Annotated in this window: 20 protein-coding genes; 9 read left to right on the forward strand and 11 right to left on the reverse strand. The window is 72.6% G+C overall.

All coding sequences use genetic code 11. The features are described 5' to 3' along the window. The coding region (gene nrdR / locus DZF91_RS20960; RefSeq protein ID WP_235834451.1) for a transcriptional regulator NrdR at nucleotides 1-518 on the reverse strand (518 nt) is incomplete at its 3' end. A 340-nt stretch (nucleotides 519-858) separates the two neighbouring features. Then, the gene (locus DZF91_RS39945) at nucleotides 859-1170 is read right to left on the reverse strand and encodes a LysM peptidoglycan-binding domain-containing protein (protein WP_158587994.1); all 312 of its coding nucleotides are present in this window, start codon (nucleotides 1168-1170) and stop codon (nucleotides 859-861) included. Nucleotides 1171-2025: 855 nt separating this feature from the next. Here DZF91_RS39945 and lexA point away from each other — a divergent pair. Further along, nucleotides 2026-2730 (forward strand): transcriptional repressor LexA, encoded by a 705-nt coding sequence (gene lexA, locus DZF91_RS20970; protein WP_117359154.1) that lies wholly within the window; start codon nucleotides 2026-2028, stop codon nucleotides 2728-2730. A 156-nt stretch (nucleotides 2731-2886) separates the two neighbouring features. Here the strand turns inward: lexA and DZF91_RS20975 are convergent, their stop codons facing one another. Both DZF91_RS20975 and leuS read right to left on the reverse strand, forming a co-directional pair. Next, the gene (locus DZF91_RS20975) at nucleotides 2887-3897 is read right to left on the reverse strand and encodes an EamA family transporter (protein WP_117359155.1); all 1011 of its coding nucleotides are present in this window, start codon (nucleotides 3895-3897) and stop codon (nucleotides 2887-2889) included. 64 nt (nucleotides 3898-3961) lie between these two features. After that, on the reverse strand, nucleotides 3962-6430 hold the full coding sequence (leuS, locus tag DZF91_RS20980) for a leucine--tRNA ligase (RefSeq protein WP_235834452.1): 2469 nt from the start codon (nucleotides 6428-6430) through the stop codon (nucleotides 3962-3964). A gap of 683 nt (nucleotides 6431-7113) precedes the next feature. Here leuS and DZF91_RS20985 point away from each other — a divergent pair. Further along, nucleotides 7114-7725, forward strand: coding sequence for a lytic polysaccharide monooxygenase auxiliary activity family 9 protein (locus DZF91_RS20985; RefSeq protein ID WP_117359157.1), 612 nt, complete (start codon nucleotides 7114-7116; stop codon nucleotides 7723-7725). Between the two features lie 127 nt (nucleotides 7726-7852). On the opposite strand, the gene DZF91_RS20990 is transcribed toward DZF91_RS20985, so the two are convergent. Beyond that, nucleotides 7853-8467 carry a zinc ribbon domain-containing protein gene (locus tag DZF91_RS20990; RefSeq protein ID WP_117359158.1) on the reverse strand — a complete coding sequence of 205 codons (615 nt, stop codon included), beginning with the start codon at nucleotides 8465-8467 and terminating at the stop codon, nucleotides 7853-7855. A 316-nt stretch (nucleotides 8468-8783) separates the two neighbouring features. Between DZF91_RS20990 and DZF91_RS20995 the strand changes: the two genes are divergently transcribed. The 4 genes from DZF91_RS20995 to DZF91_RS21010 all read left to right on the forward strand — a co-directional run bounded on the left by DZF91_RS20995 (nucleotide 8784) and on the right by DZF91_RS21010 (nucleotide 13350). Next, complete coding sequence (locus tag DZF91_RS20995; protein ID WP_117359159.1) at nucleotides 8784-10328, forward strand: long-chain-fatty-acid--CoA ligase; 1545 nt, start codon at nucleotides 8784-8786, stop codon at nucleotides 10326-10328. 101 nt (nucleotides 10329-10429) lie between these two features. Beyond that, the gene (locus DZF91_RS21000) at nucleotides 10430-12100 is read left to right on the forward strand and encodes a hypothetical protein (protein WP_117359160.1); all 1671 of its coding nucleotides are present in this window, start codon (nucleotides 10430-10432) and stop codon (nucleotides 12098-12100) included. A gap of 285 nt (nucleotides 12101-12385) precedes the next feature. Next, nucleotides 12386-12739 carry a TetR-like C-terminal domain-containing protein gene (locus DZF91_RS39950; RefSeq protein WP_199486769.1) on the forward strand — a complete coding sequence of 118 codons (354 nt, stop codon included), beginning with the start codon at nucleotides 12386-12388 and terminating at the stop codon, nucleotides 12737-12739. After that, nucleotides 12703-13350 (forward strand): maleylpyruvate isomerase N-terminal domain-containing protein, encoded by a 648-nt coding sequence (locus tag DZF91_RS21010; RefSeq protein WP_117359171.1) that lies wholly within the window; start codon nucleotides 12703-12705, stop codon nucleotides 13348-13350. The genes DZF91_RS39950 and DZF91_RS21010 overlap by 37 nt, the downstream gene beginning before the upstream one ends. A 156-nt stretch (nucleotides 13351-13506) precedes the next feature. Here the strand turns inward: DZF91_RS21010 and DZF91_RS21015 are convergent, their stop codons facing one another. Further along, nucleotides 13507-14058, reverse strand: coding sequence for a PH domain-containing protein (locus tag DZF91_RS21015; RefSeq protein ID WP_158587996.1), 552 nt, complete (start codon nucleotides 14056-14058; stop codon nucleotides 13507-13509). A gap of 104 nt (nucleotides 14059-14162) precedes the next feature. Next, nucleotides 14163-15014 carry a helix-turn-helix transcriptional regulator gene (locus DZF91_RS21020; protein WP_117359163.1) on the reverse strand — a complete coding sequence of 284 codons (852 nt, stop codon included), beginning with the start codon at nucleotides 15012-15014 and terminating at the stop codon, nucleotides 14163-14165. A gap of 102 nt (nucleotides 15015-15116) precedes the next feature. On the opposite strand from DZF91_RS21020, the gene DZF91_RS21025 reads away from it, so the two are divergent. Then, the gene (locus DZF91_RS21025) at nucleotides 15117-15848 is read left to right on the forward strand and encodes an SDR family oxidoreductase (RefSeq protein WP_117359164.1); all 732 of its coding nucleotides are present in this window, start codon (nucleotides 15117-15119) and stop codon (nucleotides 15846-15848) included. A gap of 9 nt (nucleotides 15849-15857) precedes the next feature. Here the strand turns inward: DZF91_RS21025 and DZF91_RS21030 are convergent, their stop codons facing one another. The 3 genes from DZF91_RS21030 to DZF91_RS21040 all read right to left on the reverse strand — a co-directional run bounded on the left by DZF91_RS21030 (nucleotide 15858) and on the right by DZF91_RS21040 (nucleotide 18869). Then, a complete protein-coding gene (locus DZF91_RS21030; RefSeq protein WP_235834453.1) occupies nucleotides 15858-16505 on the reverse strand; it encodes a TetR/AcrR family transcriptional regulator in 648 nt (215 codons plus the stop codon). A gap of 71 nt (nucleotides 16506-16576) precedes the next feature. Continuing rightward, on the reverse strand, nucleotides 16577-17884 hold the full coding sequence (locus tag DZF91_RS21035) for a cytochrome P450 (protein ID WP_117359166.1): 1308 nt from the start codon (nucleotides 17882-17884) through the stop codon (nucleotides 16577-16579). Nucleotides 17885-17951: 67 nt separating this feature from the next. Next, the gene (locus DZF91_RS21040; RefSeq protein ID WP_117359167.1) at nucleotides 17952-18869 is read right to left on the reverse strand and encodes an alpha/beta fold hydrolase; all 918 of its coding nucleotides are present in this window, start codon (nucleotides 18867-18869) and stop codon (nucleotides 17952-17954) included. 182 nt (nucleotides 18870-19051) lie between these two features. Between DZF91_RS21040 and DZF91_RS21045 the strand changes: the two genes are divergently transcribed. Beyond that, on the forward strand, nucleotides 19052-20425 hold the full coding sequence (locus DZF91_RS21045) for an aspartate aminotransferase family protein (RefSeq protein WP_117359168.1): 1374 nt from the start codon (nucleotides 19052-19054) through the stop codon (nucleotides 20423-20425). Nucleotides 20426-20506: 81 nt separating this feature from the next. On the opposite strand, the gene DZF91_RS21050 is transcribed toward DZF91_RS21045, so the two are convergent. Continuing rightward, the gene (locus DZF91_RS21050) at nucleotides 20507-22078 is read right to left on the reverse strand and encodes a GMC family oxidoreductase (RefSeq protein WP_117359169.1); all 1572 of its coding nucleotides are present in this window, start codon (nucleotides 22076-22078) and stop codon (nucleotides 20507-20509) included. 159 nt (nucleotides 22079-22237) lie between these two features. Here DZF91_RS21050 and DZF91_RS21055 point away from each other — a divergent pair, with 159 nt between their 5' ends. After that, the gene (locus DZF91_RS21055; protein WP_117359170.1) at nucleotides 22238-22960 is read left to right on the forward strand and encodes a hypothetical protein; all 723 of its coding nucleotides are present in this window, start codon (nucleotides 22238-22240) and stop codon (nucleotides 22958-22960) included. Nucleotides 22961-23104 lie beyond the last annotated feature (144 nt).

The following is a 23104-nucleotide window of genomic DNA, read 5'->3' on the forward strand; positions in this document are numbered from 1 at the left end:
CCCCCCGCGCCCGGTCCCCGCCGACCCGGCCCGCCGGGCTCGCCCGGTCCGGCCTGGCCGGACTCCGGGCCGCCGGCGGCCCGGCGCAGGACCTCGATCTCGCGCGCGAAGTCGTCCAGCGACTCGAAACCCCGGTACACCGAGGCGAACCGCAGGTAGGCGACCTCGTCGAGCTCGCCGAGCGGCCCCAGGATCGCCAGGCCCACCTCGTGCGAGGGGATCTCGGCCGATCCGGTCGCGCGCAGCGCCTCCTCGACCCGCTGGCCGAGCTTGGCCAGCGCGTCCTCGTCGACCGGACGGCCCTGGCAGGCCCGGCGCACCCCGGCGACGATCTTGTCACGGGAGAACGGCTCGGTGACCCCGCTGCGCTTGGCCACCATGAGCAGGACGTTCTCCTGGGTGGTGAACCGCTTGCCGCACTCCGGGCACGAGCGGCGGCGCCGGATGGCGGCCCCGTCGTCGGTGGAACGGCTGTCGATCACCTTGGTGTCGGGGTTGCGGCAGAACGGGCAGTGCACGCGTGTCTCCCTCTCCCGACGGTCAAGCCACGTCCACGGAACCGCCCGCACAAGACACAACTTGTGGTTAATGACGTCCGTGTAACTACTAGATGTTGTGGTCAACCGTAGAGCGCGGGGGACTGCTGCGCAACCTGGGACGGGGGCCTCGCGCGTAGACCCTGGTCACATCGGGGCTCCCGGCGTCACGCTCGGCGTGTCGCGTCCGCCCGGTCACCTTCCGTCACCGGAAAACCCCCTGCCACCTGCACGAACGCGGTTTGGGTCGCGCTCGGCGGGGTAACCGTCGAGGCCGCCGCGACGGCGCCGCCGAGCCGCCGGCGAACCGCGTTCCGGGGCGTCAGGGCACGGGCACGCGGAGCCGCTGTCCGGGCTGGACGAGCGCGCCCTCAGGGAGCCCGTTCAGCTCCTGGATGCGCGCCACCTCGCGGCGCGGATCCGCCGCCGGGTCGGCGCGCCCGGCGATCCCCCACAGGGTGTCCCCGGACCGGACGACGACCGGGACAACCTTACGTCCGTCCGGAACCGGATGATCCCGATGATCTCCACTGCCGGCCCGCGCCGCCAGCGCCCCCGCGCCCCACAGCGCGAACAGCACGATCGCCGCCGCGATCACGACCACCACGACACGCCCGCGCCGCGTCAGCCGCACCCCGCCGCCACGTCCGTCCGCCCGAGCCACACGGACGTCGCGACGCCCACCTCGGACATTCCCGTGCGCCCGGGCCCGACCGGGCCGCCGCTCGACACGCGCGCCGCTCCCGGCCCCGCGCACCGCGACGGCCGCTCCGGACCGTGTCTCCGCGTACGCGCCCGCGCGAGACCGCCGAGCCGGACGAGCCGGACGAGCTTCGGCCCCGGCCTGCCGCCCGCCGCCCGCACCTTGACGGACCCTCCCCCGCGAGCCGGACGGCCCGGCGTGTCGCCGCTCGCGCCCGCCTGCGCTCGGACCGGCTCCGGGCCTCGGATGCTGGGCAACGACCTCCTGCCGCCGGGGGCGCGCGACTTCGGAGCGCTTCGAGGGCGGCGTGTCGTCGGCGGGCGCGAGCGCGGGGCCGCCCGGTCGCGCACCTTCTCCGGCGCGGCGCATCCGGGAATCAGAGGTCAGCCGCGCGACACTCTTGTCGGACGGGCGCGGTCGGCGGATCGGCCCGCCGGAAAGCGTCCGGCCGGGCTCGCGGGACGGTGGCGCGTCCGGCTCCTCCAGTGGCGGGACAAGGCGCAGGTGCCCCCGCACGCGCTCCGATTTATGCCGTCGTGAAACCGGTTCCCCCGGCTCGCGCCCCCCACGGGGCATTTGCGCCGCCATGTCGGCCCCCCTTCGTCGTGCACCGCCCGTCATCTCTGATCGAAAATGTTTTCGATCGAACGCATGTACGATGTTGTAGCGCACCACGGGGTGAAAATCGAGGACCATCTTCGAACAATTGTTTGATCATTAAGCCGATCCGCGATATCGTGCCGTGACGAGGAGTGACGAAGCGACGCGCCGGGAGGCGAACGAGCGATGAGCAGCAAGGTCCGGGAGCTGCCCGACGGTCCCAGCGACGAGAGCGGCCTGACCCAGCGCCAGCGCATGGTGCTGGAGGTCATCCGCGACTCGGTGACCCGGCGCGGCTACCCGCCGTCGATGCGCGAGATCGGCGAGGCGGTCGGCCTGACCAGCACCTCCAGCGTGTCGCACCAGCTGCGGGCGCTGCAGCGCAAGGGCTACCTGCGCCGCGACCCGAACCGTCCGCGCGCCGTGGAGGTGCGGGTGCCGGGCAGCACGCCGGTCCGCACCGAGGACGAGAACTTCGAGGCCCCGAACGGCGTCGTCGACTCCCACGGCCGCACCGCGCCCGCCTACGTCCCCCTGGTCGGACGGATCGCCGCCGGTGGCCCGATCCTCGCCGAGGAGGCCGTCGAGGACGTGTTCGCCCTGCCCAAGCAGCTCGTCGGCGAGGGCACGCACTTCCTGCTGAAGGTCTCCGGTGACTCGATGATCGAGGCCGCGATCGCCGACGGCGACTGGGTCGTCGTCCGGCAGCAGCCCGTCGCCGAGCAGGGCGACATCGTCGCCGCCATGATCGACGGCGAGGCCACGGTGAAGACCTTCAAGCGCCGCGACGGGCACATCTGGCTCATGCCCGCCAACTCCGCCTACGAGCCGATCCCCGGCGACGAGGCCAGCGTCCTCGGCCGGGTCGTCGCCGTCCTGCGCAAGATGTGACCTCGGCCGGCGCCCGCCAGTCCTCCGGTGCGCGTCCGCTCGGCAGCCTCCCCGTCCCCGGCTCCCCCGGGACGGCCTGCCGAGCGGACGCGCATCTGGCCGTCCGGCCCAGTCCCACCAACGCGTGCACGCGGTGTGGTTGGCGCGAGGCGGGGGTCAGCCGAGGCTGATGAGGGCTATGGCCGCGGCGGCCAGGCCGAGGCCGGCGACCTGGGCGCGCCCGACGCGTTCGCGGAGGACGCCGAGGCCCAGGACGACCGGGATGACCGGATAGAGCGCGGTCAGCACGACGGCGAGCGTCATGAGCTGCTCGCGGGTCGCGAGAAGGTACAGCGTCATCGCGACCGTGCCGAGCACCCCCGTGCCCAGCGCCCCCGCCGCAAGGGCCGGGCTCATGCGCACACGGGCGACACCCCGCGTCCTCCGGCCCGGCTTCCAGCACTTGCTCCCGGACCCGTCCACGTCCCAGACGGGCTGCGACGCGAGGACGCGTTGCCGCTCGGGCTCCTCGGGTTCGCGCCACATCGTGGACGCCATCGGCAGGATGGCCACGACGGACGCCACCCGTGACGCGACCAGCGGCCACAGCCCGGCGTCGCCACCCGTCCGCGCGAGGGCGATGAACTGGACCGCGAACGCCACCCCCGCCACGAGCGCGTCCCGCGTGCCGACCGAGCCGCCCAACCTCGTCCATGGGCGCGACGCTCCGCCGCGTCCACGGTCCCGCTTCCCCGCGTGCGTGTCGGCGCCGTGCCCGGATGCGGGACGCGCCACCAGGTACAGGGCCGGGAGCGCGGCGGCCATGCCCAGCCAGGCGGCCAGGCCCGGACGTTCCGACAGCAGCAGGACGCCCGCCAGGACGGGCAGCGCCACGGCCGCAACGTCGCTCAACGGGACGACGACGCTGAAATCGCCCTCCCCCAGCGCCCGGTAGAGGAACGTCACGCCGACGCCCGTGCCGACACCGGAGAGCACGCCCCAGGCCAGGTCGCCGGACGTGACGTGCGGCGCGGCGAACCAGGGCGCGGCGAGGAGGGCGGCGAGGGTGCCGCCCAGTTGGGCCACGAACGCCACCGCCGTCGCGTCCACGCGGCGGGACAGCAGGCCGCTCAGGAAGTGGGTGGTGCCGAAACCGACCGCCGCCGCCAACGCCAACAACTCGCCCACAAGCTCTCCCGGAGATCGACCGCAGGGGTACGTGATCTCCGGGAGAGACGGGACGAAACCGGCGTCAGCGCTTCGGCACGATGTTGACGATCTTCGGCGCGCGCACGATCACCTTGGCGACGTCGGCGCCGCCCAGGGCGTCCCGCACCTTGGGCGAGGCCAGGGCCAGCCGCTCCAGCTCGTCGGCCGCGATGGCGGGCGGCACGTCCAGCCGGTCGCGGACCTTGCCCGCGACCTGCACGACGCAGGTCACCGACTCCTCGACCAGCAGCGCCGGGTCGGCCTCCGGCCAGCCCGCCCGGATCACCGGGGCCGGCCGGCGCAGCACCGACCACGCCTCCTCGGCGGTGTAGGGCGCGAACAGCGACAGCGTGACCGCGATGGTCTCGGCGGCCTCGCGGACGGCCGGGTCGGCCGCGCCGGGGCCGGAGTCGATGGCGCGCCGCGCCGCCGACACCAGCTCCATGATCCGCGCGATCGCGACGTTGAACCGGCCCGCCTCGACCAGCGAGGTGACCTCGTCGATGGTCCGGTGCGTGACGCGGCGCAGCGCGGCGTCGCCCTTCGCCGGGTCGGCGCCCGGCTCGGAGGCGACCTCGGCCGCGATCCGGTGGACGCGGCCCAGGAACTTCAGCATGCCGTGCGGGGAGACGTCCGCCCAGTCGATGTCGTCCTCCGGCGGGCCGGAGAACAGCATCGCCAGCCGGACGACGTCCACCCCGAACTCGTCGATCTGCTCGCCGAGGTCGACCAGGTTGCCGGTGGACTTGGACATGCCCGCGCCGTTCAGGATGACCTGGCCCTGGTTCATCAGGCGGCGGAACGGCTCGGTGAAGTCCACCATGCCCATGTCGTACAGGACCTTGGTGAAGAACCGGCTGTACAGCAGGTGCAGGATGGCGTGCTCGACACCGCCGGTGTACTGGTCGACCGGCATCCACTTCCGGACGGCCTCGACGTCGAACGGCCCCTCGGTGTACCGCGGCGAGCAGTAGCGGAAGTAGTACCAGGACGAGTCGACGAAGGTGTCCATGGTGTCGGTGTCGCGCCGGGCGTCGCCGCCGCACTTGGGGCAGGACACGTTCACCCAGTCGTGCGCGGACGCCAGCGGGGACTCGCCCTTGGGCGCCAGGTCGGCGCCGCGCAGGTTGTCCGGCAGGACGACGGGCAGCTGGTCGTCGGGGACGGGGACCTCGCCGCACGACGCGCAGTGGACGATCGGGATCGGGCAGCCCCAGAACCGCTGCCGGGAGACCAGCCAGTCGCGCAGCCGGAAGTTCACCGACGCCTTGCCGGTGCCGCGCTCCTCCAGCACCTCGATGATCTTCGCGATGCCGTCGGCCTTGGTCAGCCCGTCGATCGGGCCGGAGTTGACGATGCGGCCGTCGCCCGCCGTGGCGACGCCGGTCTCGGCCGGGTCGGCCTCGCCGGTCTCGACGACGACGCGCACCGGCAGGCCGAACTTCAGCGCGAAGTCCAGGTCGCGCTGGTCGTGCGCGGGGACGGCCATGATCGCGCCGTGCCCGTAGTCGGCCAGCACGTAGTCGGCGGCCCAGACCGGGATGCGCTCGCCGTTCACCGGGTTGACCGCGTACCGGCCCAGGAACACGCCGGTCTTCTCGCGCTCGGTGGACAGCCGCTCGATCTCGCTCTCGCGCGAGACCTCGTCGCGGTACGCCTCGAAGGCGGCGCGCTGCTCGGGCGCGACGATCTCCTCGGCCAGCGCGGCGTCGGCGGCGACGACCATGAACGTCGCGCCGTACAGCGTGTCGGGACGGGTGGTGTAGACGGTGACCGGCTCGTCCCGGCCCTCGATGACGAAGTCGACGTCGGCGCCGGTGGAGCGGCCGATCCAGTTGCGCTGCATCAGCAGGACGCGGTCGGGCCAGTGGCCCTCCAGCTGCTCCATGTCGTCCAGCAGCCGGTCGGCGTAGTCGGTGATCTTGAAGTACCACTGGGTCAGCACGCGCTTCTCGACCAGCGCGCCGCAGCGCTCGCAGTGGCCGCCGACGACCTGCTCGTTGGCCAGCACGGTCTGGTCGTTCGGGCACCAGTTGACCTGGCCGCCCTTGCGGTAGGCCAGCCCGCGCTCGTGGAAGCGCAGGAACAGCCACTGCGTCCAGCGGTAGTACTCGGGGTCCGAGGTGTGCAGCCGCCGGGTCCAGTCGAAGGACGGCGCGTACCGGTGGAACGACCCGGCCTGCGTCTCGATGTTGGCGTAGGTCCACTCGGCCGGGTGCGAGTCGCGCTTGATCGCGGCGTTCTCGGCGGGCAGGCCGAAGGAGTCCCAGCCGATGGGGTGCAGGACGTTGAAGCCCTTCTGGAACCAGTAGCGCGCCGGGACGTCGCCGATGGCGAACGCCTCGGCGTGGCCCATGTGCAGGTCGCCGGACGGGTAGGGGAACATGTCCAGCGCGTAGCGACGCTCGCGGCCGTCGTCCTCCTCGGCGGCGGCGAACGGCAGGAGTTCGGCCCACCGGGCCTGCCACGTGTCCTGAACCGCCCGGGGGTCGTACTGCTCGTCGCTGCTCACGGTCGCTACTCCGGTCCTTCTGAAACGGGATGGTCCGACTGCCCTGGAATGGGGTTCCGTGCCGTGAGGGCCCCGGAACATGCAAAGACCCCTCGCACAGGAGGGGTCGCCGCGCCGACGTCTGTCGCGTCAGCGCGGCGGTCCAAGGAGCAGCCTGGCTCGCATACCCCAAGAGTATCGCAGGGGCAAGGCCCGCGGTCTCCGCGATGACGCGGGTCCCGTCCGGGCCGTGGGCCCCGTCCGGGAGGCCCGGCGCGCGGCGCGTCCGGGAACGGCGGCGACCTGGAGATCCGGATCCGGTCCGCTGGCCGCTTCCGGCCGTGCCGAGCCCGCGTCCGCGCCGACCTCGCTCCTGGCGGACGCGGCGCGCCACGGCCGAAGCGATCATGGCGGACGGGGCGGACGGCCCTCTCTGGGACCAGACCGGCCGCCTTCGGAGACCAGACCGGCCCTCTCGGAGAGCGGACCGGGCGCGTCCCGAAGCCGGGTCGGCCCTCTCGGCGCGGCGCGAGAACCCTCCCGCCCGCGCCCCGAGCGCCCCGCCTGGGAGTCCATCGGCCGGGCCGGGCGGGGGTTGACGCATCCGACTGGAAGGTTTCTTATCAATAAGGGCCGCCGAGGCGGCCCCGGCCACGTACCGCTCCGGAGCCCGCCCCCGGGACTCCCCCGCCGAGGAGACGCGTATGCCCCCACTGCGCACGTTCGCGCCCAGGAAGTCCGCGCTCGTGATCGCCGCCGTCGCCGGCGCCGGCCTGCCGCTGCTCAGCGCCGCGCCCGCCCTCGCGCACGGCTACACCACCGCCCCGCCCAGCCGGGCGCTGCTCTGCCAGCAGGGCACCGTCCGGAACTGCGGCCCGATCCAGTGGGAGCCGCAGAGCACCGAGGGTCCCAAGGGCTTCCCGGCCGCGGGTCCCGCCGACGGAACGATCTGCGCCGCCGGGGACTCCCGCTGGGCCCCGCTGGACGACCCGCGCGGCGGCGCCTGGCCCGCCACGTCGCTCACGTCCGGGGCGTCCTTCACCTTCACGTGGAAGCTGACCGCCGCGCACGCCACGACCTCGTTCCGCTACTTCGTCACTCGGGACGGCTGGAACCCGACACAGCCGCTCACCCGCGCCCAGCTCGACCTGACGCCGTTCCTGCAGGTCAACTACGGCGGCAGGATCCCGCCCTACTCCGTCGCGCACACCGGGACGCTCCCGGCCAAGCACGGACGCCACATGATCCTGGCGGTCTGGGACATCGCCGACACCGGCAACGCCTTCTACCAGTGCTCGGACGTCAACTTCGGCTGAGCAACCGCGAACCGGCACACCGGACCCGCCCCGGACACCGAACCGTGGCCGCGGGCCCGGGCGCCGGAACGGGACCGCCCGCCGTCCCTGGGGGGCGGCGGGCGGTCCCGTCGGGCGTCGGAGCGGGTCAGTGCCCGGACGACTCGCGGGCGAGGGAGAGGACGCCCGCGATCTGGACGCGGGTGAGCGCCAGGTCGGCCCCCACGGCGTTCAGGGTCTCCTCCTCGGAGAACGTCAGCGGGCCGTCCAGCAGGGCGATCTCGGCGGCGGCGCGCAGGATGTTCTCCCTGGCCTCGGGCGCGAGGGTGTCGGCGGACCGGGCCATCTCGACCCGGATGTCGTCGAAGGAGCGGCCGAGGTCGGCGTCCAGCGCGGCGGTGTCGTACTCCGCGCCCGCCTGCCGGACGACCTCGACCGCGCGCTCGCGGGCCCCGGGGTAGGAGACGTCCCCGGAGCGCAGCACCTGGACGACGGCCATCCGCAGCAGGATCCCCGGCATCGCCGAGAGCTGGGCGCTGGTCGGGACGGCGAGCACGGCGGTCGTCCAGCGGCCGTGGCAGGTGTCGCACTCGACGATCTCGGGGCCGGTCCGGTTCAGCGGCAGCACCGGGATGAAGAACAGGGTGAAGAAGTTGCGGCCCTGCCGGCGCCGGAACTCGCGGTCGCCGCCGCAGTCGGGGCAGTGGAACACGCCCCGGGCGAGCGTGAAGTACACGACCCGGAAACCGAAGATGATCAGCACGTGGCACGTCCCCTCTGTCGCGGGCCCGCCGGTCGCGGCCCTGGTGGCCCCGTCTCGGATCCCGCCGCGTCCAGGGCCACCGGCGTCCGGGTCGCGGCGCCCGCCGCGTGCTGCCGGTCGCGCGGCCCTCCGGTCGCGTCGCCGCCATGGTAGCGACGAACCGCGACACATCCCCCAGAAACCGGCGCCCTCGGGTTCCGTCCGGAGAAAGCCCACGTCAGGGGCTGGCGCACCACGCCACCCATGGGCCAGGATGTGGGCAAAACTGCATAAACTCGTCAGTAATAACTCCCTGGTGACCGGCGCGAGGAGTGCGATGTACAACCTGTCCGTCCTGCTGGAGGACGCCGCCCGCGAGACCCCCGACCGCGACGCCCTGGTCTTCGGCGACCTCCGGCTCTCCTACAAGTTCCTGGACACGGTCGCGAACCAGGTGGCGAACCTGCTGCGCGCCCGCGGGATCGGGCCGGGCGACAAGATCGCGCTCTCCTCGCCGAACCTCCCGTACTTCCCGATGGTCTACTTCGGGGCGCTCAAGGCGGGCGCGGTCGTCGTCCCGCTGAACGTGCTGCTCAAGCCGCGCGAGATCGCCTACCACCTCACCGACTCGGACGCCAAGGCGTTCTTCTGCTTCGAGGGCACCCCGCAGCTGCCGCTCGGCGAGACCGGGCACGCCGGGTTCGAGCGGGCCGCGAACTGCGAGCACTTCTTCCTGCTGCCCGCGAACCCGGCCGCGACCGAGTCGCCGATCGAGGGCGCGGAGCTGTTCTGGGCGGCCCTGGCGGGCCTGCCCGGGGAGTTCGAGCCGCAGCCGACCGAGCCGACCGACACCGCCGTGATCATCTACACCAGCGGGACGACCGGCCAGCCCAAGGGCGCGGAGCTGTCGCACAGCAACCTGCTGACCAACGCGATGATCGACGACACGCTGTTCGCGCGGAGCCCGCACGACACCACGCTCGTCACGCTGCCGCTGTTCCACATCTTCGGGCAGAGCTGCGTGATGAACGTCAGCCTCTACCGCCGCGCGACGATGGTCATGCAGGCCCGGTTCGACGCGGACGAGGCGATCAAGCTGATGGTCAAGGAGAAGGTGAACTTCTTCGCGGGCGTCCCGACGATGTACTGGGGGCTGCTCACGCACGAGACGTCCGCCGAGGACATCGCCGTGATCAAGGAGAACCTGAACGTCGCGGTGTCCGGCGGCGCGGCGCTGCCCATGGAGGTGCTGAAGGGCTTCCGGGAGAAGTTCGGCGTCCAGATCCTGGAGGGCTACGGGCTCTCGGAGACCTCGCCGGTCGCCTCGTTCAACCGCCCGGACCGTCCGGCCAAGCCCGGATCGATCGGCCTGCCGATCTGGGGCGTCGAGATCAAGCTGATCACCGACGACTGGAAGGACGTCGAGGGCGAGGGCCCCGGCGAGCTGGCCGTCCGCGGGCACAACGTCATGAAGGGCTACTACGGCCGGCCGGAGGCGACCGAGGCCGCGATCCGGGACGGCTGGTTCCGCACCGGCGACATCGCCCGCCGCGACGAGGACGGCTACTACTACATCGTCGACCGCTCCAAGGACATGATCATCCGCGGGGGGTACAACGTGTACCCGCGGGAGCTCGAAGAGGTCCTGATGACCCACCCGGACGTCTCGCTGGTGGCCGTCGTCGGCGTCCCGCACGACTCGCACGGCGAGGAGATCAAGGCGTACGTGATCCGCACGCCCGGTTCGTCCCTCACCGAGGACGAGCTGATCGCGTGGGGCAAGGAGCAGTTCGCGAACTACAAGTACCCGCGCATCGTCGAGTTCCGCGAGGAGCTGCCGATGACCGCGACCGGCAAGATCCTGAAGCGCGAACTCCGCTAGCGGCGGTTCCCGCGGAGCGCGCGGGAAAGCGGCCGGGACCTCCGGCGAACCTCTCGTGACGGCGGCGCACCGAGCGCCGCCGTCACCACGAGAGGAATCGCATGGCGTTCAAGGCAGCACCGATGTTCACGGCGGCGGTGGCGCTCTCGACGGCGGCCCTGCTCGCGGGGACGACGCTCCCCGCGAGCGCGGCGGCCCCGGCGTCCCCGCCGTCGCCCTCGAAACCCGCGGCCGAACCGTCCGGCAGGTTCCAGCGGGGCCTGGTCCGGAAGGGGCCCGACCGCGAGGCGAAGGCACGCCGTCCGCACGCTCTCGCGGCGGCCGGAGAGCACGTCCTCAAGGTGGAGCTCCTGGGCCGCGACGGCAGGCCGACCACCACCGACCACAACAGCCGCCTCTACGTCTGGCCGCTGAACGGGGACATGCCGCTCGGCCTGGACGTCGTGGACGGCCACGCGGAGGGTCCCGTGCCGGACGGCGACTACGTCCTGTCCAGCAAGATCTACGACACCGCGCCGGACGGCCGGGAGTCGGTCACCCTGCTCTACGCCCCGAAGGTCCAGGTCGGGGCCGACACCGCGCTGACCCTCGACGGGCGCGCGGCCCGTCCGATCAAGGTCACGGCCGACCGGGCGGACGCGTCCGCCGGCGTGACCGCGGCGGTCGTCTCCCAGCGGCTCGGCGACCACTACCAGGCGGTCACCACCATGGCCGCCGACGACCTCTACGCCACGCCCGCAGCGCCAGGCGGCGACCTGCACCTCGACGTCGCCGCGCAGCTGACCAAGGACGGGGCGCAGACGGGCAGCCCGTACCTCTACAACATCAGCTCGTCCGTGCAGGGCATCCCGGCGGACCCGAGCGTGCGCGTCCGGACCGCCGACCTCGCCGAGGTGCGCACCAGGTACGCGAGCCCCGGCGGCGCGAGCTGCGCCGGCGCCCACTTCTCGCCGCTCTGGACGACCAGCGCGCAGTACGGGTTCTACAACCGGATAGGCGCGCTGCCCACCGAGCGCACCGAGTACTACACGCCGGGCGTGGACTGGTACGTGGACCAGGCCACCGATCGGTCCTGCGCCTTCGACGAGTACGACCTCCTCTTCCACCACGAGCGGTTCTCCGGCCCCGGCCGCCACACGCGCACGGTGGGGCAGGCGCCGTTCGGGCCGAGCCAGGGCGAGTTCACGCCCGACGGCGACGGCCAGAACGTCATCCAGATTCCCCTGGTGAGCAGCGCGGACGCCGAGACCAGCGGCGGCGGGCTCTCGTTGACGCAGGGGACGACGTCCCTGACCGACGCGTCGGGCGCGGTGGTCGCGACCAGCAGCGTCCCCGGCTACCTCAACGGCTGGGAACCGGCGAAGCCGGGGTCCTACACCCTCACGGTGGACGCGAAGCGCTCCGCTCCCTGGACCGACTTCGCGACCCGGGAGCACATCACCTGGAACGTGAAGGTCACCGACTCCAAGGCCACGCTGCCGATCGGCGCCGTCCGCTACAAGGCGCCCGGTCTGGACGCCTCGAATCGGGCCGCCGCAGGCTCGTTCCAGACGCTCGGCCTCACCCCGGACGGCGTGACGACGTCCGCGACCCCGAAGGTCTGGACGTCCACGGATGACGGCACGACGTGGCAGTCCGTCCCCGTCGTGAAGAGCGGCACCGGCTGGACGGCCGCCTACCGCAACCCGGCGCGGGCGGGTTACGTCTCGCTGCGCACGCAGGTGGACGGCGTGGTCGACCAGACCGTGATCCGCGCGTACGGCGTCCGCTGACCCGACTCCGCATGACGTGCGTCCCGGCCTCGGCTGAGACCGGGACGCCGTCGTCGTTCAACGGTCGCCGTTCAATGGTCCTTGTTCAACTGTCGTTGTTCAGCGGTCGGGATTCAGTGGTCGCCGCCGGGGCGGTCACTGGGCGGCTCTTTCGAGCGAAGGCGCCTGTTCCGTTGACGCCGAGGCGGAGAGCGGGCGGGGGGACGTGAGCGCGAGGGCGATCAGACCCCCGACGACGGTGACGGCGGCGGCCGTCCACCCAGCGGCGTGCAGTCCGTCCAGCCGGTGGGGCGAGCGCGTGGCGATCGCGACGAAGAGTGGGCGGTCGCCGACCCCGCCGGTTTCCGGCTCATCTACGGCGGCCCCGTCCCGGGCTACCAGGAGCCCCCCGACGCCCCCGGCAAGGCGGCCGAGCTGCGCGCCTGCACCGCCCTGACCGACCTGGTCGCCCTGGAGAGCTACGGCCATCTGCACCCGCTGATCCGCGACCCGGCAACCATCTACCGCGACGAGATGCGCGCCCTCGTCACGTCCCTCGGCCTGCACGCCTGGCTCCGGACGGATCGTTGTGAGCCCCGCGCGCCGGGGCTAGCGTGCGGCGGATGGACCATTTCTCGCGTTCCTGGACGGCGCTCCTGACGGCCGTGGCCGAGACTCCGGACGAGGACTTCGAGCGTCCGTCCGGATGCGTCGGCTGGTCCGTCCGCGACCTGGTCTGCCACCTGGTCATCGACGCGCAGGACGTCCTGATCACCCTGGTCACGCCCGCCGACACCGAGCCGACCGCCGACGCGGCCACCTACTGGGACGTCCAGGACGGCCCGCCGACCGGAGACGACCCGCTCGACGCCCTGGTCCCCCGCCTCGCCGCCGCGTACGGCGACCCGCGCTGGCTCAGGTTCCACCTCGACGACGTCGGCACCGCCGCCGGACGCGCCGCCAGCCTCGCCGACCCGTCCGCGCGCGTCCGCACCAAGGGCAAGGTCCTCACGGTCGCCGACTATCTGTCGGCCTACGTCCTCGAAGGGACGCTGCATCACCTCGACCTGATCGCGGCCTCTCCGGACGCCGCCCCACCGCCACCCGAGACGATGTCCGCCGCCCGCGCCCTCCTGGAACGCATCGCCGGAGCCCCGTTCCCCGCCTCGCTCTCGGACAGGTCCGCCCTCCTCCTGGGCACCGGCCGCCGCCTCCCGACCGACGAGGAGAAGAAGGCACTCCCCGCCAGGCTCCCCCTCTACCTCGGCTAACAAGCCCGCATCAGTGACCGAGGCAGCAAGGAATCCGAGGACCGGTCGCAGCCGAGACCAGTCCCCTGCCCAAGTGCGGCTCCCACCAGAGAAGCGAAAGGAGTGCGTCCCGGAGGGGACGCACTCCTCAAGACGGGCGCAGCGATCCAGCCGCCGTCAAGTCCGTTGGACGTGCCGCCGGAGGTCGTCGCGGATTCGCCGGAGCTCTTCCTCGGGGTTCCCGGTCGCGGGCAGGTCGTCGGTGGCCAGGCCGGGCAGAAGGACGCTCCTGCCCGAGCCCAGACCGGCCGCGAGCCGCTGGACTTTCCGGCCGCGCGCGGAACTCTCCTTCAGGGTGATGTCACTGATCTCCGACCAGGCGAACGTACGCTCCCTTCCGAGGCGGTACATGTGCAGCCCGGCCGCGTCCACGCGCGTGCGCGGCGCCGGGAACCGGAAGGCGACCAGCCCCGCGATCCCCAGCGCGCCGAGGAAGAGACCGAAGGCCAGCAGCCACGCGTAGGCGGTGTGCCGCTCACCGGGGACGTCGGTGTAGCGGGACGGCCATGGCCCGGTCGCCCAGTCCGCGTAGTCGCTCCAGCCGATCCCGAAGACGACGACGCAGGCGGCCACGACCCCGACGGCGGCGAGCACCCCCGAGAAGATCAGCAGCGGAACACGCCCCGCGGTCTCGTACTCCAGGACGACGTCGTCCGCATTTTCGGACATCACGCCACACCTCGATCTTTCGCCCGTTATCTCCCGTGATCGTAGAACGCCCGTCCAGGCAGCCGACATGCCCACCCGCGGAACTCGGCCCCTGCTGGGGCCGCTCAGGGGGACGCTTCCGCTTCCAGGTTCTGGGTTCCGATGACGCAAAGCAGCTTCAGGGCCTCGTGGGATTCGGTGCCCGGCGTCGCCGTGTAGAGGACGACCTTCTGGTCCTTCTCCGGGACGACCAGGACGTCGCAGTGCAGCCGCATCGCGCCGACCACCGGATGCACCATCGTCTTCGTCGTGTTCCGCCGGACTTCCACATCGTGCTCCGCCCACACGCGGCGGAACAGCGCGCTGTTGTCCGTCAGCTCCTTGAGCAGCGCCCTGATGCCCGGATCGTTCGGGTAGCGGCCGAGGGCTGCTCGGAGGTCTGCGGCCGAGGAGCGGGCGAAGGCGTAGTACTCGTCGCCCTCGGTGATCCGCTCGGACTCCCGGACGAGGAAGAACCAGCGCAGCGGGTTGCGGTCGCGGGGCGGCAGCGCGGAGAAGTCGGTGATGAGCGCGGCGGCCATCGGGTTCCAGGCCAGGACGTTGTAGGCCGCGTCCAGCACGTACGCGGGCGTGTCGTCCAGGCGTTCCAGCAGGTGGACGATGCCGGGCGGGACGTCCTGCGGCGGTCCCTGCGGTGGCGCCGGGGGCTCGCCCGCCAGGTGGAAGAGGTGGCTGCGCTCGTCCTCGCTCAGCCGCAGCGCGCGGGCCAGCGCGCCGAGGACCTGCCGGGAGGGGTGGGGACCGCGCGCCTGCTCCAGCCGGATGTAGTAGTCCACCGACATGTCCGCCAGCCGCGCGACCTCCTCGCGGCGCAGGCCGGGCGTGCGGCGGCGCGGGCCGGGCGGCAGGCCGACGTCCTCCGGGCTGATCCGGGCGCGGCGGGTGCGCAGGAACTGCGCGAGTTCGGCCTTCTCCACGCGTCCATTCTCGGGTGGTTCCAGGTTCTGTGCGTGGTACTGCCGATCCCAGCCTCGCGCGGCCCTTCCTCGCCCAGGACGGCCGCGAGCAAGGTGGATGGCATGAGCGACAAGCGGATCGCCCTCATCACCGGGGCGAACAAGGGCATCGGGTTCGAGACGGCACGGCTGCTCGGACGCGAGGGGATGACCGTCCTGGTCGGCGCGCGTGCCCCGGAGCGGGGCGAGAAGGCGGCGGCCGAGCTGGCCGGCGAGGGGATCGACGCGCGGTTCGTCCGGCTGGACGTCACCGACGAGGACACCGCGCGGGACGCGGCGGCCTGGATCGGAGCCGAGTTCGGGCGGCTCGACGTCCTGGTCAACAACGCCGGAATCGCACCGGCCGAGGCGAGCGTCGCGCCGAGCGAGCTGTCCGTCGCCGCGCTGCGCACGACGTACGAGACCAACGTGTTCGGCGTGGTGGCCGTGACGAACGCGATGCTGCCGCTGCTGCGCCGCGCCGACGCCGCGCGCGTGGTGAACGTGTCGAGCGAACTCGGCTCGCTCACACTGCTCAGCGACCCGGACAGCGTCTACTACCCCGTCAACCTCCTGGCCTACAACTCGTCCAAGACCGCGCTGAACGGGGTCACGCTCGCGTACGCGAAGGAACTCGCCGGCGCCGGCATCAAGGTGAACGCGGCCAACCCGGGCTACACGGCCACCGATCTGAACGCCCACACCGGCATCCAGACGGCCGAGCAGGCGGCGCGCCTCGTGCTACCGCTCGCGCTGCTGCCCGAGGACGGGCCGTCCGGCGGCTTCTTCCAGGGCGTCCGGCCGCTCCCCTGGTGACGTCCGCGCTCAGAGGGTGGTGAGCATGTGGGTGAGGTCGGCCGTCGCCCACGCCCGCCACGCCTCGTGCGTCCACTTCCGCTCGGCCACCAGCAGGTGGTAGGTCTCGGGCGACAGGATCGCGAGGGCCACGTCGGCGGCGGTCTCGGGCGTGAGCTCCTCGCGCAGCGGCGTCTTCCCGGCGAGGGCGCACGCGAAGGCGAGCTGCACGGTCAGCCGCTGCCGGACGTTGGTCTCCCACAGTTCGGCGAGCTCGGGATCGGTGGGCGCGGCGCCTCGGACCACGTCGAGCAGCGGCGCGGCGCGCAGGTACATGTCGCCGACCCCGGCCACCTGGCGGTGGAGCTGCCCGCGCGGGTCGGGATCGGCGAGGGCCTCGAGCGCCCACTCCCGTTCCAGCGTCGGGACGGGCAGGTCGTCCCCGGCGACGGCCCGTTCGAGCGCCGCGGCGAGGACGGCGTTCTTCGATCCGAACACCGACCGGACGTCCTGCTCTCCGACTCCTGCCCGCGCCGCGATCGTGGCGAGGTCGGTGGAGCGGTACCCGGCGGTGGCGAACAACTCTGTCGCGGACTCCACGACACTGTTGCGGACGGCGTGCGCGCGCGCCGCCCGGCCGCCGGTCTCGGCGGGCCGCTGCTGCGTTTCGTGCATCATTGACTGGACCATAGCGGAACGACCAGAACCCCTTCAGAGCGAGGTTGTGCAGACTTCCCGCTTGGAGACGTCTAAAACGCGCACTCCAGATGTTTGATGCCGTTGACGAAGTTCGACGTCAGCCGTTCGGGGGGCGCCGTGGCGTGGATGTCCGGCAGCCTGCGGAAGAGCTCGCGGAACATCACGGTGATCTCCTGGCGGGCGAGGTGCGCGCCGAGGCAGAAGTGCGGGCCGGGCGCCCCGAACCCCAGGTGCGGGTTCGGCGTCCGGGTGATGTCGAACGCGTCGGGGTCGTCGAAGACGCTCTCGTCCCGGTTCGCCGAGCAGTAGTACATCAGCACCTTGTCGCCGTCGTGGAAGACATGGCCGCCGAGCTCGTAGTCGCGCGTGACCGTCCGGCGCATGAACGACACCGGGCTCGCGTACCGGACGATCTCCTCGACGGCGGTCGGCGCGTGCCGCTCGAAGTCCGACGTCCACAGCCCGCGCTGGTCGGGGTGCCGGGTGAGCAGGTGGAGGCCGTGCGCGATCGCGTTCCGGGTCGTCTCGTTGCCCGCGACGATCAGCAGGATGAAGAACGAGCCGAGCTCGGCGTCGGTGAGCGACTCGCCGTCCACGCTGGCCCGGACGAGCACGGAGGTCAGGTCGTCCCGGGGGTGCTCGGCGCGCTCGGCGGCCAGCTCGTGGACCATCCGGCGCAGCTCCTCGCCCGCCGCGAGGACGCTCGGCCCGAGCTCGGCGAGGTCGGGGACGTACTCGGGGTCGAACGAGCCGATGATCAGGTTGGACAGCTCGAAGACGCGCTCGTGCCGGTCCTCCGGGACGCCCATGAAGTCGCAGATGATCTTCAGGGGCAGCCGTCCGGCGACCTCGGTGACGAAGTCGCCGCCGCCCTTGGGCCGGAAGTCCTCGATGATCCGGACGGCCGCCGCGTCGATCGCGTCGCTGACGCGGGCGATCACCCGGTCGGTGAACGCGCGCGAGACGATCCGGCGCAGCCGGGCGTGCCGCGGGTCGTCCATGGTGATCATGGAGCCGAAGTACTCCATGAACTCCGGCGGCGGGTCGAGCGTCCCCGCGATCGTGCCGCGCGAGGAGCAGAACACCTCCGGACGGCGGCTCGCCTCCACGACGTCCGCGTGCCTGACCAGCGCGTAGTGGCCGTCCCCGCGGCGGAAGCCGAGCGCCTCCATGCCCGGCATCTCGGGCTCGGGGAACAGGACCGGCCGGTCCAGCCGCCGGAGCGCGGCGAACGCCGCCGCCCGCTCCTCCAGCGGGCGGGACCAGAAGTCCAGCTGCCCCAGATCGACGTCCGACAGGTCGATGTCTCCGTCTGTCGGCCCGGTGTTCACCGGGCCTCCGCCGTCCGGGCCGACCATGGCCACCGCCTTCCGCGCGTCCCTCCCATCGTCACAGAGCAAGCGCTTGTGTCAACCACCCGGCGGCTCAGCGGACGGCGATCCAGTCGAGGACGCGCCGGTTCACCTCGTCCGGACGCTCCAGGTGCAGGAAGTGGCCCGCGTCCGGGACCAGCTCGGCGCGCGAGTCCGCCGGGAGGCGCGCGAGCAGCTCCGAGCGGTCGCCGAACACGGTGTCCGCGCCCAGGCATCCGTCGGACGCCCCGTGCAGGTAGAGCGTCGGCCGCTCCCCGCGTTTCGCCGCCGCCTCCTGCTCGGCGGCGTACCGCGGCAGGTGCCCGGACGAGTCGAGCATCGCGCGGTAGTACCCGATGGCGGCCTCCATGTGGGCGGGGCTCGCCATGCACCGCATGAAGCGCGCGGCGTCCTCGGCCCCGCCGTAGCCGGGCGACCAGTCGTTCCACAGGCCGGCGACGAAGTCGTCGGTCATCGCCATCGCGGCCAGCGGCGTCTGCATGAGGAAGATGTAAAACGAACGCTTGAGCTGCTCGTAGGCGAAGAACGTCTCGAGGAGCGCGCCCATCGGCGGGACGGCCAGCGTGACGACGCGCCGCCAGCGGCCGGGAGCCGAGGCCGAGGCGGCGTAGGCGGCCATCGCCCCCCAGTCGTGGCCGATGAGGACGGCGTCGCCGTCGCCGCCGAACACCTCGTGCAGCGCGTTCGCGTCGGCCGCGAGCGCGCCCGTCTGGTACGCGCCGTCCGGCGGGACCGCGGTCGGCGCGTAGCCGCGCAGGAACGGCGCGACCGCGCGGTGGCCGGCGGCGGCCAGCTCGGGCAGCAGGTGCCGCCAGGTGTGCGCCGAGTCGGGGAACCCGTGCAGGCACAGCGCGAGCGGACCGGAGGCGGGCCCGGCCGCCAGGTAGCCGAACTCCAGCCCGTTCGCCTCGACCACGCCCTCCTTGATCTCGCCCGTATCGCTCCCGTCCGCCCCGCTCACGTCCGCCATCGGAACCTCCCAAGCGCTCGCTTCGCTGCGGCGACGGTATCCGACCGTGAGAAGACTCACGCGGATGTACGGATCTCGTTATTCCAGTGCCCTGTTTACATCGGAATTCGTACTTGGTTAGCATCTGGACAACTGGATCGCTCGCAGAGAGCGAGAGATCCTCGGCTTTGCGAGGAAGAGTGATGACACACCCGTCCGAGTCGCTTCAGTCGGCCGCCCGCGACCACCTGTGGATGCACTTCGCCCGGCACGCCCCGGTGGCGGCGGGGGCCGAGGTCCCGATGATCGTCCGGGGCGAGGGCGCGTACGTCTTCGACGACCGCGGCCGCCGCTACCTCGACGGCCTCGCCGGGCTGTTCACCGTGCAGGCCGGGCACGGCCGCGAGGAGCTCGCCCAGGCCGCCGCCAAGCAGGCCGCCGAGCTGGCGTTCTTCCCGCTCTGGTCCTACGCCCACCCGAAGGCCGTCGAGCTCGCCGCGCGGCTGGCCGACCTCGCGCCCGGCGACCTCAACCGCGTCTTCTTCACCAGCGGCGGCGGCGAGGCCGTGGAGAGCGCGTGGAAGCTCGCCAAGCACTACTTCAAGCTGGTCGGCAAGCCCACCAAGCACAAGGTGATCAGCCGGGCCGTCGCCTACCACGGCACCCCGCACGGCGCGCTGTCGCTGACCGGCCTGCCCGGCATCAAGGCACCCTACGAGCCGCTCGTGCCGTCCGGGTTCCGGGTGCCGAACACCAACATCTACCGCGCGTCCGCGCACGCCGACGACCCCGAGGCCTTCGGCCGCTGGGCCGCCGACCGGATCGAGGAGGCCATCGAGTTCGAGGGCCCCGACACCGTCGCCGCCGTCTTCCTGGAGCCCGTGCAGAACGCCGGCGGCTGCTTCCCGCCGCCGCCCGGCTACTTCCAGCGCGTCCGGGAGATCTGCGACCGGCACGACGTGCTGCTCGTGTCGGACGAGGTGATCTGCGCGTTCGGACGGCTCGGCACCATGTTCGGCTCGCAGAAGTTCGACTACCAGCCGGACATCATCACCTTCGCCAAGGGCGTGACCTCGGGCTACTCCCCGCTCGGCGGCATGCTCGTGACGGACCGGCTGTACGAGCCGTTCACCCGTGGGACGAACATGTTCGCGCACGGCTACACCTTCGGCGGGCACCCGGTGTCGGCGGCCGTCGCGCTCGCCAACCTCGACCTGTTCGAGCGCGAGAACCTGCTCGGCCACGTCTCCCGGACCGAGGCCGCGTTCCGCGCCACCCTGGAGAAGCTGCTCGACCTGCCGATCGTCGGCGACGTCCGCGGCGACGGCCACTTCTTCGGCATCGAGCTGGTCAAGGACAAGGCGACCAGGGCGACCTTCGACGCCGAGGAGTCCGAGCGGCTGCTGCGCGGCTTCCTCGACAAGGCGCTGTTCGAGAACGGCCTGTACTGCCGCGCCGACGACCGCGGCGACCCGGTCGTCCAGCTCGCGCCGCCGCTGATCTGCGACCAGGCGCAGTTCGACGAGATCGAGCAGATCCTGCGGGCCGTCCTGACGGAGGCCTGGTCCAAGCTGTAGGACCGGGGGCGGGGCGCCGCTTCGGGGCCGCCCCGCCCACCGACTCCACGCCGTCCGCCGCCCAGCCGTCCGCCGCTCCGCTCAGGCTCGGTCGGCCGTTCCCCCGCGGCGGATGATGTCGGCCGCGTGCTCCCCGATCATGACGGCCGGGGCGTGGGTGTGCCCGCGGATGATCTCCGGCAGGATGGACGCGTCCGCGACCCGCAGCCCCTCGACGCCCCGGACGCGCAGGTCGGGATCAACGACGGAGTCCTCGTCGGCGCCCATCCGGCACGTCCCGGTCGGGTGGAACAGGGTCTCGGCGTGCGCGCGGACGTACGCCTCCAGCGCCGCGTCGTCGTCGCCGTCCCGGTGCGGGGGCATCGGACGCGTCGCGTACCGGGACAGCGGCGGGGTGTCGAACAGCTTCTCCGCCATCCGCAGCCCCTGGACCAGGCGCGGCAGGTCGCCGGGCGCCGACAGGTACGCGGGGTCGATCAGCGGCGCGTCGGACGGGTCGTCCGACGCCAGCGAGACCCGGCCGGACGACTCGGGCCGCAGCAGGACGGTCCCGAGCGTCACGCCGTGCTCGGTCGGCTCGACGAGCCCGGCGCCGATGAGCGGCACGGGCCCGAACACCAGCTCCAGGTCGGGCGCGGGCTGCGCGGGGCCGCTGCGGGCGTACAGCACCCCCTCCCCCACGTTCGAGGTGAACGGGCCGCGCCGCAGCAGCAGGTAGCGCGCGACGTCCGCCCGGCCGCCCGCGCCGACCAGGGTGACCGGCTCGGGGCAGTGCCGCAGCAGCATGACCGCCAGGTGGTCCTGCAGGTGGCGGCCCACCTGGGCGCGTTCGGCGACCGGCTCGACGCCGTGTTCGCGCAGGTGGTCGGGGTCGCCGACGCCGGACAGCAGGAGCAGGTGCGGCGAGCCGATCGCGCCCGCGCTGAGCACCACCTCGCGCCGCGCGGTCACCCTGGTCCCGTTGACGAGCAGCACCCCGACGGCCCGGCCGTCCTCGATGAGGACGCGCCGGACGTGCGCGTGCGTCATGACGTGCAGGTTGCGCCGCCACCGGGCCGGGCGCAGGTACGCGTCGGCGGTCGACCAGCGGCGGCCCCGGCGCTGGCTCACCGGGACGATCGAGAAGCCCTCGTAGTCCGGGCCGTTCAGCTCGGTCAGCCGGTTCAGCCCGGCCGCCTCGCAACTTCGCAGGAACGCGCGGGTCGTGACGTTCGGGTCGCGTAATTCGGACACCGTGAGCGGGCCGTCGGTCCCGTAGACCCCGCCCGTGTTGCTGCCGACGCGGCCCTCGGCCCGGCGGAAGTACGGCAGGACCTCGTCATAGGACCAGCCCGGCACGTCCCAGCCGTCGTAGTCGGCGCGGGTGCCGCGCACCCACATCATGGCGTTCATCGACGACGAGCCGCCGAGCATGCGGCCGCGCGGCCAGTAGATCTCGCGGCCCTCCAGCCGCGGTTGCGGGACCGTCCGAAAGTCCCAGTCGAGGGGCGTCTTGAACAGCCTGGTGAAGGCGGCGGGAATGTGGACCTCCTGCTTGCGGTCCGTCCCTCCGGCCTCCAGCAGCGCGACCCGGGCCGAGGAATCCTCGGAGAGGCGGGCGGCGAGAGTCGCTCCGGCGGATCCCGCGCCGACGATGACGTAGTCGTAGTCCACACCTTTTAGATATCACAATCAGGGTCTGTTGACTGGAGGTAATTGGTTTCGGTCCGACCGTTGCGGGCGTGTGATACAGGCCACAGTTGAGAGCCCGAACCCCGCACGCGAGGATCGCGTCTGGACATAGCACCCCATTCCGGAGAGAGGACCCCGCAGATGGCACGCCGCGCGCTCGCATCCGTCGCCGTCGCCCTGGGAGCGGCGCTGACCCTGTCCGGCTGCCTCGGCGACTCCCGCTCCGACGGGGGCGCGGACCCGGTCGGTCCGGACACCGCCTCGCCCGCGGCCTCCGGCCCGTCCGCCTCGGGCTCGCCGTCCGACCCGTCCTCCCCGACGGCCGCGCCCGCGCCGACCCCGGCCGGCTGGAAGACCATCGGCGGGCCCGAGAACCAGCTCGCCCTCGCCGTCCCGCCGCAGTGGACGCCGATCTCGCTCACCCCCGGCGACCTGGAGGACGGCCTCTCCCGGCTCGGCCTCAAGGACGCCGACCAGAACGCGCTCAAGCAGGGCCTCGCCAGCCTCCAGGCCCGGCACGCGATCTACGCGCTCGACCCCAAGTCGGTCGTGGACGGCTACGCCACCAACGTCAACGGGCTGTGCCAGTCCGCCGGCGGGATCACGCCGGACGCCCTCAAGTCCGCCATCCAGTCGGCGCTCAGCCGCGGCGGCGCGACCAACGTGACCACCACCGACATGCCGATGGCCGGTCAGCAGGGCGTCCGCGCCGACTACCGGCTGCGCACCGCCAACGGCGACCTGCAGGGCCGCCAGTACGAGGTCATCGGCTCCGACCGGCTCTGCGTCGTCACCGTCACCGCCCGCGCCGGACGCCTGCCCAGCGAGGCCGACGCCATCGCGTCCACGCTCCGCTTCACCTGACCCGGCCGCACGGTCCGACAGCACGGTCCGCCGCCCCTGACCGCACCGGTCCGGGGCAGCGCGTGTCCGTCCGGATCCGGCCGATCCGCCTCCAGCCATCCCGGAACAGGAAGGGGCCCGGCGCGCGTTCGACCCGCGCGCCGG

Source organism: Actinomadura logoneensis, from assembly GCF_003428695.1.
Taxonomy (GTDB): domain Bacteria; phylum Actinomycetota; class Actinomycetes; order Streptosporangiales; family Streptosporangiaceae; genus Spirillospora; species Spirillospora logoneensis.

Excerpts from the sequence above, each read along its gene's own strand:
- DZF91_RS21025 (WP_117359164.1), top strand. The coding sequence starts at position 15,117 with ATGAGCGACAAGCGGATCGCCCTCATCACCGGGGCGAACAAGGGCATC.
- DZF91_RS20985 (WP_117359157.1), top strand. The coding sequence starts at position 7,114 with ATGCCCCCACTGCGCACGTTCGCGCCCAGGAAGTCCGCGCTCGTGATC.
- DZF91_RS21040 (WP_117359167.1), bottom strand. The coding sequence starts at position 18,869 with ATGGCGGACGTGAGCGGGGCGGACGGGAGCGATACGGGCGAGATCAAG.
- DZF91_RS21015 (WP_158587996.1), bottom strand. The coding sequence starts at position 14,058 with ATGTCCGAAAATGCGGACGACGTCGTCCTGGAGTACGAGACCGCGGGG.
- DZF91_RS20995 (WP_117359159.1), top strand. The coding sequence starts at position 8,784 with ATGTACAACCTGTCCGTCCTGCTGGAGGACGCCGCCCGCGAGACCCCC.
- DZF91_RS21045 (WP_117359168.1), top strand. The coding sequence starts at position 19,052 with ATGACACACCCGTCCGAGTCGCTTCAGTCGGCCGCCCGCGACCACCTG.
- DZF91_RS21030 (WP_235834453.1), bottom strand. The coding sequence starts at position 16,505 with ATGATGCACGAAACGCAGCAGCGGCCCGCCGAGACCGGCGGCCGGGCG.
- DZF91_RS21000 (WP_117359160.1), top strand. The coding sequence starts at position 10,430 with ATGGCGTTCAAGGCAGCACCGATGTTCACGGCGGCGGTGGCGCTCTCG.
- lexA (WP_117359154.1), top strand. The coding sequence starts at position 2,026 with ATGAGCAGCAAGGTCCGGGAGCTGCCCGACGGTCCCAGCGACGAGAGC.
- DZF91_RS21010 (WP_117359171.1), top strand. The coding sequence starts at position 12,703 with ATGGACCATTTCTCGCGTTCCTGGACGGCGCTCCTGACGGCCGTGGCC.
- DZF91_RS21055 (WP_117359170.1), top strand. The coding sequence starts at position 22,238 with ATGGCACGCCGCGCGCTCGCATCCGTCGCCGTCGCCCTGGGAGCGGCG.
- DZF91_RS21035 (WP_117359166.1), bottom strand. The coding sequence starts at position 17,884 with ATGGTCGGCCCGGACGGCGGAGGCCCGGTGAACACCGGGCCGACAGAC.